The sequence below is a fragment of the Metapseudomonas resinovorans DSM 21078 genome (assembly GCF_000423545.1).
Lineage (GTDB): Bacteria > Pseudomonadota > Gammaproteobacteria > Pseudomonadales > Pseudomonadaceae > Metapseudomonas > Metapseudomonas resinovorans.
Window position 1 is genome coordinate 94011 of record NZ_KE384032.1, and the last position, 12860, is coordinate 106870.

General features: G+C 66.3%; 10 protein-coding genes and 1 pseudogene. 7 read left to right on the plus strand and 4 right to left on the minus strand.

The window, feature by feature from the left end; all coding sequences use genetic code 11:
• Nucleotides 1–11: 11 nt before the first annotated feature.
• Both G559_RS0126500 and G559_RS0126505 read right to left on the minus strand, forming a co-directional pair.
• Complete coding sequence (locus tag G559_RS0126500; RefSeq protein ID WP_028631126.1) at nt 12–1946, minus strand: phytase; 1935 nt, start codon at nt 1944–1946, stop codon at nt 12–14.
• Nucleotides 1947–2019: 73 nt separating this feature from the next.
• On the minus strand, nt 2020–4545 hold the full coding sequence (locus G559_RS0126505) for a TonB-dependent receptor (protein WP_028631127.1): 2526 nt from the start codon (nt 4543–4545) through the stop codon (nt 2020–2022).
• A gap of 356 nt (nt 4546–4901) precedes the next feature.
• On the opposite strand from G559_RS0126505, the gene G559_RS0126510 reads away from it, so the two are divergent.
• Together G559_RS0126510 and G559_RS0126515 are read left to right on the plus strand one after the other, a co-directional pair.
• Nucleotides 4902–5819: a GGDEF domain-containing protein gene (locus G559_RS0126510; protein ID WP_028631128.1), complete on the plus strand. Its 918-nt coding sequence runs from the start codon at nt 4902–4904 to the stop codon at nt 5817–5819.
• A gap of 8 nt (nt 5820–5827) precedes the next feature.
• Nucleotides 5828–6862, plus strand: a complete 1035-nt coding sequence (locus G559_RS0126515) for an AraC family transcriptional regulator (protein WP_028631129.1) — start codon at nt 5828–5830, stop codon at nt 6860–6862.
• A 15-nt stretch (nt 6863–6877) separates the two neighbouring features.
• On the opposite strand, the gene G559_RS0126520 is transcribed toward G559_RS0126515, so the two are convergent.
• Nucleotides 6878–7135, minus strand: coding sequence for a DUF2790 domain-containing protein (locus G559_RS0126520; protein WP_028631130.1), 258 nt, complete (start codon nt 7133–7135; stop codon nt 6878–6880).
• 222 nt (nt 7136–7357) lie between these two features.
• On the opposite strand from G559_RS0126520, the gene G559_RS0126525 reads away from it, so the two are divergent.
• Nucleotides 7358–8101 (plus strand): tellurite resistance TerB family protein, encoded by a 744-nt coding sequence (locus G559_RS0126525; protein WP_028631131.1) that lies wholly within the window; start codon nt 7358–7360, stop codon nt 8099–8101.
• Here the strand turns inward: G559_RS0126525 and G559_RS0126530 are convergent.
• A complete protein-coding gene (locus tag G559_RS0126530) occupies nt 8098–8556 on the minus strand; it encodes a YMGG-like glycine zipper-containing protein (RefSeq protein WP_028631132.1) in 459 nt (152 codons plus the stop codon). The two genes, G559_RS0126525 and G559_RS0126530, sit on opposite strands and share 4 nt — an antisense overlap.
• A 178-nt stretch (nt 8557–8734) precedes the next feature.
• Here G559_RS0126530 and G559_RS0126535 point away from each other — a divergent pair, with 178 nt between their 5' ends.
• From G559_RS0126535 to G559_RS0126550, 4 genes and pseudogenes are all read left to right on the plus strand, one after another.
• Nucleotides 8735–9202 (plus strand): Lrp/AsnC family transcriptional regulator, encoded by a 468-nt coding sequence (locus G559_RS0126535; protein WP_028631133.1) that lies wholly within the window; start codon nt 8735–8737, stop codon nt 9200–9202.
• 300 nt (nt 9203–9502) lie between these two features.
• The gene (locus tag G559_RS0126540; protein WP_028631134.1) at nt 9503–11185 is read left to right on the plus strand and encodes a flavin monoamine oxidase family protein; all 1683 of its coding nucleotides are present in this window, start codon (nt 9503–9505) and stop codon (nt 11183–11185) included.
• Nucleotides 11186–11199: 14 nt separating this feature from the next.
• Nucleotides 11200–11994, plus strand: a complete 795-nt coding sequence (locus G559_RS0126545) for a carbon-nitrogen hydrolase family protein (RefSeq protein WP_028631135.1) — start codon at nt 11200–11202, stop codon at nt 11992–11994.
• 335 nt (nt 11995–12329) lie between these two features.
• Nucleotides 12330–12581: pseudogene (locus tag G559_RS0126550) on the plus strand (LysR family transcriptional regulator); the annotation flags it as partial.
• Nucleotides 12582–12860: the final 279 nt, after the last annotated feature.

The following is a 12860-nucleotide window of genomic DNA, read 5'->3' on the forward strand; positions in this document are numbered from 1 at the left end:
ATGACAGCGGCTCATTCCAGGCCGAGGGTTCGCGCCACGTCGGCCCAGGAAACGAACTTGAAGTTCTGGGTGGATTCCGGCATCCGCTTGCGGCCGTCCTGCACCACCAGCAGGCCCTGGTTCCAGGGGCCGCCAAGGTTGGCGGAGGTGACTTCCAGGCCATCGGTTTCCGACGCGCCGTCGATACCGGACGCGGCGTTGAGGCCGACACGAAAGGCACCGCGCACGGCAAAGGGCGGTTCGGCGTCGAGCACCAGGTAGCTGTCGTTGCCCTGGCTGGAAACCACCAGGTAGTCCCGCGCGGTGCTCTGGTAGAGGCCGAGGCCCTCGACGTCGGCGTGCAGTACCTCGCCCACCTTGATAACCGGCTGCAGGTCGGCCGGCGCGTCGGGGCGGGCATCCAGGGACCAGACGCCGACGTCTTCCTCGCCAACGAACAGGCGCTGGCGCTGGTCATCGGCAACGCAGCCCTCGGGCTGGCTGGCCACCTTGAACTGGCGCACCAGGCTCCCCGCCACAGCGCCGCCGGCTCCGTCGAGGCGGTACTGCAGGAAGCTGCCGTCCTTGCCGTTGGCGAAGGCGTAGATCTCGCCGGAAGCCGGCTGGAACAGGCAGATGCCGTAGATTTCCTTGAGCGGCGTGCGCACCTCGCCCAGCAGCGCCAACTCGCCGGATTCGCGGTCGATGCTGAAGACGCTGAGGCTGTTGCTGTCGCGGTTGCTGGCCACCGCCAGGTCCACCTCGCGCTCGCCGAGCTGGAAGCCGGGGCGCAGGTCGACGTTGTTCAGGCGGCCGACGGACAGTTCCTGCAGCAAGCGGCCGTCAAGGTCATAGGCCAGCAGGCCCTGCTTTTTGTTGGTGCCGAGGATGCGGCTGCGTTCCGGCTGCTGCGGATGCACCCAGATCGCCGGGTCGTCCGCCGCGTCGCCATGGCGGCCAACCGGTTCGCTCTGGCGCTGGGCCGCCACATTGGGCAAGGGTGCCGGCAGTGCGGGGGCTGCGGGTTTCCAGTTCAGGCTGCCCTGGTGGAAGCGCCCGCTGCCGTCGTCCTGCAGCAGCACCTCGACGCCCGAACTGCTGAGGCGAGCGGCGATGCGCTCGGGTTCTTCGAGGCCGCTTAGCGGCAGTGCGGCGAGGTGATTCCACGCTTCGCCCTGCTGTTGATACAGGTGCAGCGCAGCGGCCGTCGGGTCCAGCGCCAGCACGCCACCCGGCACGACGGCGAGGCCAGCGGAGCCCTTCTCCAGCGCCCCGAAGGGACGTACCAGGTCCACCGGCTGGCGCCCGGCATCCGCTTCGGGGTGGGCCGGATACGCCCAGAGGCCGATGCCTTCTTCGTTGACGAAGAGCCGGCCGGCACCATCGTCCACCTGGCAGAACTCGGCCCCCGCCGGCAGCGGCAGGCCGCGAACGCGTCGAGGCTCGGCGGCCAACTCGTCGCCGGCGCCCACCAGCCATTGCTCGCCGCCGCCGTCTTCGCCGAGTAGGAAGAGGTAGAGGTTGCTCGAGTCGTCCCGGTACAGGCACAGGCCGGACAGGGCGTAGTCCCGCATTGGCAGGCGCAGGGTCTGGTCCCAGGCGCGGGCGGTCGGGTCCAGGCGGGTCAGCAGGGCCTGCTGGCTGGCGGTGTCGAGGGTGGCGAGCAGCAGCCGCTGGCCAGCGGCGCGGCTGTCGAGGCCGGCGAAGCGGCCCGGCATGCGCGCCAGCTCGGTGCCCTTGTCGTCGAGCAGGAGCAGGCCACGGCGTTCGCTGGCGGCGAGGCGCAGATCGGCGGGCAGCGGTGCGGGGAGGAAGCGCAGGTCTTCGGCCTTGAACTGGGCGGGTGCGCTCCATGGTGTCAGTGACAGGGCCGGCGCCGCGGGCACGTCCGCGGCTTGCGGCTGGCAGCCCGACAGGGCCGCCAGACTGGCCAGGAGCAGGTAGAGGGAAGTACGGGTGAAGGTCATGGGTCGTTCCAGGTATTCGCGTGCGCAGGACGGCCAGCCGGGTGCTCGCCCGGCGGGCCGTGCGCGACAGGTCTTAGAAGTGGGTGAAGGTCAGGCCGAGCTTGTAGGTCGGGCCGTATTCCTCGTACTGGGCGTTGTAGGAACGGCTGCCGGTGTAGGCGTAGAAGCTCTCGTCGGTGAGGTTCTGCGCCTCGAAGCTGACCTGCAGCTCTTTGGTCAGGAAGTAGCGCGCGCTGAAGTCGACGAAGGTCTGCGAATCGACGCGGATGTCATGCAGGCGGTCGTTCACCGGCGCCACTTCGAACAGGTAGTCGGACTTGTAGTTGGCGGACAGGCGCAGGCTCAGTTTGTCGTTCTCCCAACCCAGCATCAGGTTGCCGACGGTGTCGGACTGGTTGGGCAGGTCGATGTCGCGCTTGAGGTTGCGGCCGGTGGTGCTGTCGAAGCCTTCGATGCTGGCGTCGGAGCGGCTGAAGGTGGCGTTGGCGCCCATCAGCAGGCCATTCCAGGGGGCCGGCAGCCAGTCGAGTTTCTGCGACCAGGCCAGTTCGATGCCGTACAGCTTGGCGCTGTCGCCATTGGTGAAGGTGTTGGCCTCGTCGAAGTCCACCCAGTCGCCGGTGCCGGCGAGGTCGGTGCTGTAGACGAAGTTTTCGATGTCCTTGTAGAAGACGAACGCCGAAATCACGCCGGCGCGGCCCAGGTAGCGCTCGATGCCGAGGTCGAAGTTGCTCGACTCCAGCGGGTCGAGGTCGGGGTTGCCGAAGCTGGCTTCGTCGCCGTCGATGACGAAGCCCGGCGCGAGTTGGCCGAAGGTCGGCCGCACCACTGAGTTGGTCCAGGCGGCGCGCAGCTGGGTGTCTTCGTCCAGTTGGTAGCGGGCGTGCAGGCCGGGCAGCCAGTGGTGGTAATCCTTCTTGCGTTCGGTGGCCTCGAACTCGCCATCGCGGATGCCGCTGCCCTTGGCCTCGAACTGTGTGCCCTCGTAACGCAGGCCGGCGATGAAGCGCCAGTCGTCCACGTCCAGGCTTTGCATGAAGTAGCCGGCGTCGATGTCTTCGCTCATGTCGAAGTCGTTCACCCGCGACTCTTCCTCGTTGTAGTAGTCGGCCGGATCCAGGCTGCCGATCAAGCCCTTGACAGCGCCGGCGCTGATGCCGGGGCCAAAGCGGTCGAGGCTGTAGTGGACGTTGCCCTTCTGGAACTGGCTCAGGTTGAGCTGTTCGTCGGTGAAGACGTCGCCCAGGTCCTCATAGGTCCAGGCTTCGAGGTCGTTGGTCTTGTCGCGGCGGCTGAGCTTGCCGCCGACCTTGGCCTGGGCCGCATAGCCGGCCAGGTCGAAGTCACGGGCGAGATCCAGGCGGATGTTCTTCTCGGTGTCCTCGGTGTTCTGCTTCTCCCAGTCCACCTGGTCGAGGGTGAAGTTGGCCGGGTCGTAGAAGGCCTCTTCGATGTTCAGGCGCGGCTTCCTGGAGTCGTAGAAGCCGGCGTCGGCGAAGTCGTCATTGCCTTCGAAGGTGGCGCCAGCGATGTGGCCGGGGCTGTCTTCGCTGGACTGGCTGTAGCCGACCTGGCCGCTCAAGGTCCAGAGGCCCATCATGCGTTCGCCGCCGAACACGTAGGACTGGATTTCCTGGGTCTCCTCACGGTCCTTCAGCTCGCGGAAGCCTTCGGCCTCGCCGGTTTCGTCGGGGGCCTGCGGGTCGGCGAATTCGACGCCCGCGGCGTTGCGCGTCTCGGTGTCCTTGAAGCGGCTGTAAAGGGTGCGCAGGTAGAAGCTGGAGACGTCGTCCGGCTTGTAGTCGAAGTTCAGGCCGGCGCCGGTGCGCTCGCGGCTGATGTCGTAGTCGCGCTGTTCGAACTGCTCCAGCCGGGCGCCATCTTCGAAGTCCCAGTCGCCACCGGTTTCGACGTTGTCGGAGCCGAAGTCGCGCTTCTGCCAGCTCATGGCAGCGGCCACGCCGAAGTTGTCGATGCCGTCGCCGAGGCTGAAGCGGTCGCTCACCGCGCCGGAGAATTTCGGGCTGGTCTGGTTGGTGTTTTCGTCGTAGCTGGCCTCGGAGCTGCCGGTGAAGAACAGGCCGTCGTGGTCGAAGGCGGACAGGCTCTCCACGTCCACGGTGCCACCGAGGGAGTTGGCGTCCATGTCCGGGGTGAGGGTCTTGATCACGCTGAGGGACTGCACCAGCTCAGCCGGCAGCACGTCGAGGGCCACCGCGCGGCGCTCGCTTTCCGGCGCCGGTACCAGGGTGCCGTTGATGGTGACGCTGTTCAGGTCCGGGCCCAGGCCGCGCACGCTGACGAAACGGCCTTCGCCCTGGTCGCGCTCCACCGCCACGCCAGGCAGGCGCTGCACGGCTTCGGCGGCGTTCTCATCGGGCAGTTGGGCGACGCCATCGGCATGCACCACGCTCTCGACGCGGTCGGAATTGCGCTGCTCCTTCAGGGCCTGGTCGATACTCGCGGCCTGGCCGATGACATCGACGTGCTCGGTGGCGCCGGCGGCGCTTTCGGCGGCCGGCGCCACGTTGGCCAGGGCCAGCGCCAGGGCGCTGAGGGTGAAGCCCGCAACGCGGACGGCGGTACTGCGCTTGTGCATGGTTGCTCTCCCCAAGTGTTCCGCTGATGCCAGGCAAATGGCCCGGCGAGATGGGAGCGGAACCTAGGGCCGGCGAATGAAACTTCTGTGACAGGGGATGGCGCCGGGCCTTGAAAGACGGGGTTTTCCGGGTATTTCGAGGCGGGTATGAGCCGATATGACCCGTATGAACGCCACTTAGCCTGCGAACGGTGCCGCGTGGGCTGAAGCCCACCCTACGGCCTGCTCGCCTTGGTCGAGATTCTCGCGCCAGCCGCGCCACTTCCCCTGAGCCGAAACGACCCCTGGCGCCTGCCACGCAACTGTCATACGGCTCTGATTCTCTGACGGCCATTCATCGCCGCGGACCTTGCGCCATGCCCTCGCTGCTCAAGCTTCATCGCCTGAAACTCACCGCCCTGCTGCTGGCGGCCAACCTCGGCCTGTTGCTGCATCTGGCGGTGGGCGACCTCAAGGCCACGTCCGAGTGGGTCTGGCTGGACGTGTTCGGCGAAGGCGGCTCGGCGCTGCTTTCGCTGGTGTGGATCGGCCTGGTGCTGAAAAGCCGGCCCGCAGGCCGGGTGACCAACCTGCTGGTACTGGGCCTTTCCGGGGTGTTCTTCTCCTGGTGGATCGACTGCCTGGATGAGTTCATCCGCATGCCGGAAAGCATCACCTGGGACCATTGGCTGGAGTCCGGGCCAATGCCGGTGGGCCTGGTGCTGTTGACCCTTGGCATCTACCACTGGCACCGCGAACAATTGGCGATCAGCGCGCAGATGGAGAAGCGCGAACGGCTGTTTCGCGAGCATCGCCTGTTCGACAAGCTGACGCCGCTGGGCGGGGCCGATTACCTGCGCAAGCAGTTGGAACTGAGCCTGGTGCAGGCCCGCGAGGACAATCAGCCGCTGTCGCTGGTGATCCTCGACCTGGATGATTTCAGCAGCCTCAACGACCGCTTCGGCCATGCCGAAGGCGATCACCTGCTGCAGGGCCTCAGCCAGTTGCTGGTGCTCAATCTGCGCCGCCAGGACCTGCTCTGCCGGCTGGCCGGCGACCGCTTCGTGGTGCTGCTGCCGAACACCGGCGAGCGCCAGGCACGGCAACTGGCCACAGAGCTGGAACAGGCCGTGGCGCATTTCGCCCACAAGACCCGCCAGCACGGCGAACGCCTGCAACTCAAGGCCACCTCCGCCGTGGCCATGGCCCTGGAGGAAACCCCGGACGCGTTGCTGCAGCGCCTCAACCTCGCCCTGGCGCGGGCCAAGTCGCCCCGCCTGGCGCGCAGCGCCTGAGGCCCGCCATGGCGATCAAAGGCAGTTGGTACGAGTGCGACAGCCGCTTCATTCCGGCCCATTACCAGCCGGCGACGCTGATCGATCTCGCCCTTTCGCGAGACATCGACAGCCACCGCCTGCTGCGGGGCACCGGGTTGTTCTATGAGGACATTCTCGCCGGCGAGCAACGCATCAGCGCGCAGCAGTTCCTCACCCTGATCGGCAACGCACGGCGCCTGCTGGATGCCGATGACACCAGCTTCCTCTTCGGCCAGCGCCTGCTGCCCGGGCACTACGGCGCCAGCAGTCACACCCTGCTGCACGCCGAACACCTGCAGGACGCGCTGGGCCAGTTGATTCGCCATCGGGCGCTGCTCAGCCCGCTGCTGTCACCGCGCCTGTTGCTGGATGAGCAGGATGCCTGGCTGTACTGGGTGGATGCCTGCGGTGCCGGCGAGCAGTACCGCTTCCTGCTGGAGGCGAGCATGGCGGCGGTGGCCGGCATGTGCCGCCGGCTGAGTGGCGAACGCCTGCCCTGGCGCTTCCACTTCGCCCACGGGCAGCCGCGCTACATCGAGCAGTACTGGGTGCATCTGGGGGAGGAGGTGCTGTTCGACCGCCAGATCGATGCGCTGCAGATTCCCCGCGCCTGGCTGACCCGACCGCTGCCGGAAGCCTCGCTGACCGCCGGCCGGGTGGCCCGCCAGGAAAGCACGCGGCTACTGGAAGCCCTCGGCGCACGAGCGAGTCTGCTGGATCGGTTGTACAACTGGTTGCTGGAGCGGGTGCGCGAGGCACCCGTGCTGGAACAGGCCGCGGAGGCCTTCGAGATGAGTCCGGCGACTCTCAAGCGCAAGCTGCAGAAACACGGCACGCACTATCAGGAACAACGCGACCTGGTGCGCAAGCACGTGGCGCTCTACCTCTATCGCATCAAGGGGTACAGCAACGAGGAGGTGGCGGCCTACCTGCATTTCCACGACGCCACCAACTTCCGCCGCTCATTCAAGCGCTGGACCGGACTGTCGCCCAGCGCCTTGCGGCAACTGTTCGGGGCCTGAGCCCCGCAGCCCGCGTCAGCTGTTGGCGCAGGCGCTGGACTCTTTCAGGTAGGTCACGGACTTCTCTTCGCCGTTGGAATCGACGTAAGTCATCTTCGCCTGGATGGTTTCGCAGGTCAGCGAGTTCGGCTCGTCGATGGAAATGACCCGGGCGACATCCAGCGGCATGCCGTAGCGGTAGGGCACGGCCTCGGCGGATTTGGCGGCGAAGGCGCTGCCACTGGCCAGGAAGGCGAGCAGCAAAGTGGTACTGGTGGTGATTGCACGGTTCATGGGGGATCTCCTGGTTTGCCTGGAAGGCCCGACATCGCTGGGGATGCGTTCTTGGCCCATGTGGCTATTGGACTCCCGGCACGGCGCGCGAAAAAGACGGCTTTGCTGAAAGCGCTTTTCCGTGGCGCGCAACAATCCGCACCGCCCGACGGTCATGCCCCCGCGTTTGGCCGGGTCTATCGTTCCCAGACCGTGCAACGGCCACCAGACGAGGATGAGGCCATGAACACCAGTGATCTGCTCGAACAACTGCTGCGGGCCGGCCAGGCCAGCACATCACGACAAGGCGGCGCGGGCATGGCGTCGCAGGACCCGCTGGGCGGGCTCGGCGGCCTGCTGGGTGGGCTCATGGGCGGTGGTGGAGGTGGCGGCAATGCCGGGCTGGGCGGTTTGCTCGGTGGCATTCTCGGCGGCGGTGGAGGCCTGGGTGGCAACCCGATGGGCGGGGGCTCGATGGGTAGCAGTGGCGGGCGCTCCGGCGGCATGAACTACGCCGCACTGGCCTCCCTCGGCATGATGGCCTTCCAGGCGTACCAGGCCTGGCAGCGCCAGCAGCCAGCCGCTGCGCCGCAGCAGGCACTGCGCACTGTGGATCAGCTCTCCGGGGCGGAAGCCGATGACCACAGCCTGGCCATTCTCCGAGCGCTGATCGCCGCGGCCAAGGCGGACGGTCGCATCGACGAGCAGGAAAAGCAGACCATCTACGCCGAAATCGCCCGCCATACCGACGACCCGCAGTTGCAGGAATGGCTGGACCAGGAGGTGCGCCGCCCGCTGGATGCCGCCGAGGTCGCGCAGTCGGCAACGGACCCGGGCATGGCCGCTGAGATGTACCTGGCCAGCGTGATGCTGGTGGATGACCAGCAGGCCGCCGAACGCGCCTACCTGGACGAACTGGCCTATCAGCTCAGGCTCGATCCAGACCTGCAGGCGCAACTGGAGCGGCAGACGCGGGGAAGTGCCTAAGGGCTGACCTGGTAACCGCGCTGCTGCAGGCAGCTGGTATAGGCCGATGACGAGGTGCTGCTGGCCTGTTCATCGGTGCGGCGGTCCTCGCGACGGTCCTGGCGCTGACGCGAGCCTCCGACTACGGCGCCCGCTACTGCGGCATCCTTGGCTTTCTCCTGGCGATACTCCTGCTGCAAGTCGTCATCGATACGCTCGTAATCGTTGCTGCGTGCCTGCCCGACGGCGGCGCCCGCCATAGCACCCGCGGCGGCCCCACGAGCACGACCTCCGCTCGTGGTGGAACTGGAACTGGAGCTGGATGTTGAACTGCCGGCCTGGGCCTGGCAGTCGGCTATGTCCTGCTGGATCTGTTGCTGGGTCTGGCCTTGCAAGGGCACCACGGTTTCGGCGAACGCGGGCAGGCAGACAAGCGAGGCGAGCAGGGTCCAGCGGCAAGAAGCGATTGGGCGCATGGCAATAGAGCTCCAGGAGCGGGTGGGGGGAATCGGCAAATGGCCGGCCTTGCAGCGTTCAGTCTGGCTCCGAGCCGGTTATCACGACGTGAGCGCCGACCAGTGGGCGCGGCCGCCATGCTTCAGGTAGCCTTGCGCACCCGCTAATCTCTGACCACCGCCCCGCGCCGAGCCCACCATGTCCGACCTATCCCTCGACGAAATCGATCGCCAGTTGATCGCCGCGCTGCAGATCAATGCCCGCGAGAGCGTCGCCATGCTCGCCCGGCGCCTGGGCATCGCGCGCACCACGGTGACCTCACGCCTGGCGCGGCTGGAGAAGGCGCAGATCATCACCGGCTACGGGGTGCGCCTGGGCCAGCGCGTAGCCGATGGCGGCCTACAGGCCTATGTGGGCATCACGGTGAAGCCGCGCAGCGGCAAGGAGGTGCTGCGGCGCCTGACCGGCATGGCAGAGGTGCAGGTGCTCTGCGCGGTGAGCGGCGAGTTCGATTACGTGGCCTGGCTGCGCGCCGACTCCCCCGAGCGCCTCGACGAACTGCTGGACCAGATCGGCAGCGTCGATGGGGTGGAGAAGACCACCACCTCGATCATTCTCAGCTGCAAGATCGATCGCGGTCAGCCGTTGGCTCCAACCTCCCCGTGAACGCTGCACCGTAGGGTGGAAATAGAAAGCGATTTCCACCCTACGGAAAGCCATCCGCGGGATGGGAACTGCGGAGCTCCACCCGCCCCAAGCGACCCTGACTCCCTCCGTTGCCGGCTAACCTGATGGAAAGCAGGTGCGCAGCCGCTTTCGTCAGAATGAATTATCAATTCGTCGTTCTGCAGCGTATGACTGCCAAATGACGACACTCTGCGTCTTATGGACGAAATCGGCGCTCCCTAGAATGGCCTGCAACGCTGCCCCGCCCGGCAGCCCCTCTCACCGCCTTCAAGGTCGATCATGAACAACAACAATCGCCACCCCGCCGACGGCAAGAAACCCATCACCATCTTCGGCCCGGACTTCCCCTTCGCCTTCGATGACTGGATCCAGCACCCGGCTGGCCTGGGCAGCATTCCCGCCGAACACCACGGCGCCGAAGTGGCAATCGTCGGCGCCGGCATCGCTGGCCTGGTGGCGGCCTACGAGCTCATGAAGCTGGGCCTGAAGCCGGTGGTGTACGAAGCCTCGAAGATGGGCGGGCGCCTGCGCTCGCAGACCTTCGAAGGCACCGACGGCATCATTGCCGAGTTGGGCGGCATGCGCTTCCCGGCCTCCTCCACCGCCTTCTACCACTATGTGGACATGCTCGGCCTCGAGACCCAGCCCTTCCCCAACCCGCTGACCCCGGCCTCGGGCAGCACGGTGATCGATATCGAGGGCAAGACCTACTACGCCGAGAAAATGGCCGACCTGCCGGCACTGTTCCAGGAAGTGGCCGACGCCTGGGCCGACGCCCTGGAAGACGGCGCCCGCTTCGGCGACATCCAGCAGGCCATTCGCGACCGCGATGTGAAACGCCTGAAAGAGCTGTGGGACACCTTGGTCCCCCTGTGGGACGACCGCACCTTCTATGACTTCGTGGCCAGCTCCAAGGCCTTCGCCAAGCTGTCCTTCCACCATCGCGAAGTGTTCGGCCAGGTCGGCTTCGGCACCGGTGGCTGGGACTCCGACTTCCCCAACTCGATGCTGGAAATCTTCCGCGTGGTGATGACCGCCTGCGACGACAACCAGCACCTGATCGTCGGCGGCGTGCAACAAGTGCCGCTGGGCATCTGGCGCCATGAGCCGGAGCGTTGCGTGCACTGGCCTGCCGGCACCAGCCTGGCTTCGCTGCACAGCGGTGCACCGCGCCCAGGCGTGAAGCGCATCGCCCGTGCCGCCGATGGCCGCCTGGCCGTGACCGACAACTGGGGCGACACCCGCCATTACGCGGCCGTGCTCACCACCTGCCAGAGCTGGTTGCTGACTACCCAGATCGAGTGCGAGGAATCGCTGTTCTCGCAGAAGATGTGGATGGCCCTGGACCGCACCCGCTACATGCAGTCGTCGAAGACCTTCGTGATGGTCGACCGCCCCTTCTGGAAGGACAAGAACCCGCAGACCGGCCGCGACACCCTGAGCATGACGCTGACCGACCGCCTTACCCGCGGCACCTACCTGTTCGACAACGGCCACGACAAGCCGGGGGTGATCTGCCTGTCGTACTCATGGATGAGCGACGCGCTGAAGATGCTGCCGCACCCGGTGGAGAAGCGTGTGAAGCTGGCCCTGGACGCGCTGAAGAAGATCTACCCGGACGTGGACATAGCCGGCCATATCATCGGCGACCCCATCACCATTTCCTGGGAAGCCGACCCGCACTTCCTTGGCGCCTTCAAGGGCGCCCTGCCGGGTCACTACCGTTACAACCAGCGCATGTACGCGCACTTCATGCAGGACGACATGCCCGCCGAACAGCGCGGCATGTTCATCGCCGGTGACGACGTGTCCTGGACTCCGGCCTGGGTGGAAGGTGCGGTGCAGACCTCGCTCAACGCGGTGTGGGGCATCATGAAGCACTTCGGCGGCAAGACCTCGGTTGAGAACCCTGGCCCCGGTGACCTGTTCGCCGAACTCGGCCCCATCGCCCTGCCGGACTGAGCCAGGAGACGCCCATGCGCATCGCCCTCTACCAATGCCCGCCCCTGCCGCTGGAACCGGCGGCCAACCTCGACCGCCTGCAACAGCGGGCGATTGAGGCCGCCCAGCGCGGCGCGGCGTTGCTCGTGTGCCCGGAGATGTACCTCAGCGGCTACAACATCGGCCTGGAGGCGGTCAGCGCCCTGGCCGAGCCATGCGACGGCCCCTGGGCTGCGCGGGTGGCGGACATCGCTCGTGAAAACGGCATCGCCATCCTCTATGGCTACCCGGAGCGCAGCGCCGAGGGCGCCCTCTTCAACGCGGTGCAGTTGATCGACGCCCAGGGCCACCCCCTGGGCAACTACCGGAAGACGCACCTCTTCGGCGAACTGGACAACGGCATGTTCAGCGCTGGCGGCGATGACTATCCGCTGCTGGAGCTGAACGGCTGGAAGCTGGGGATGCTGATCTGCTACGACGTGGAGTTCCCCGAAAACGTTCGCCGCCTGGCGCTGGCCGGCGCCGATGTGGTGCTGGTGCCAACGGCCAACATGGTGCCCTACGACTTCGTCTGCGAGGTACTGGTCCGCGCTCGCGCCTTCGAGAACCAGTGCTATGTGGCCTACGCCAACTACTGCGGCGGCGAGGGGGAAATCCGCTACTGCGGTCTCTCCAGCGTCGCCGCGCCGGACGGCACGCTGGCAGCGGTGTGTGGTCGCGAGGAGACCCTGGCCTTTGCCGAGCTCAAGCGCCACACGCTGGAGGCTTCGCGGGCGAGCATCACCTACCTCAAGGACCGGCGCGCGGAGCTGTACCGTCCGCTGGCCTGAAACCTCTGCGTGGGCGAATTCATGGGTTAAGTCTGCATGACGTGTTGCACGCAGCTGCTTTGCCCGGCTCTTGGCCCGGTTCTCGCGACAGCTAACGCAGACATCGCAAATTCATTCACCCCTACATCGAACCGCACCCACCTCAATCCCAATGCCGAGGAGAAGCGTCAGGTCAACGCGGCATGCGGCCAGGGCCTTCGAAGGGGACGTGCTGCAGGCTGGCGAGTGGCTCACGCACGCTCGGGGACCTCTTCATGGCGGTATTCGATACCCAGCAAACGCAGACCGTCCGGCCCCTGTTCGAGGATGCGGCGCAACTCGCGGCGGCGCTCGATGTGCAGGAGGCGCTGAACCATAAGGCGGGCATCCTCGATAGCCTGCCGCACACCATGCTGGCCACCGTCCCGCCCGGCCGCGCGCGGCAGATGCACGCCAACCAGGGGCTGCTGTGGAAGCCGCTGAGCGAGCCACGGGTGCCATTGAAGGTGGGATTGGTATTCCGCGATGCGCAGCGCCAACAGGCGACCCTGGAATTGCTGCGCTCGATGCTGGAAGGGGTGGTGGGACCGAAGGACCTGCTGCTGTAGCGGAGTTCCAGGACGCGGAAAAAGAAAAACCCCGCCGAAGCGAGGCTTTGCAGACTGTGTCCCGACATCCCTGATCTGACCGCCATCCTGGCGGAAATCCGGCGTATCCCTGTTTTGCAGTGCGCTTCCTGCGCTACGTCCAATGTCGTGAAGATTAGCCCCCGCCACAGACGCCCGAAAGGAGCTATAGCCACCAGCACTTGTAAGCCAATGCTTACATGATTTGGCAATTAGTCTGAATGGGCTTATTGCAACCGGGCCGCAAACCAAGCAAGCGAT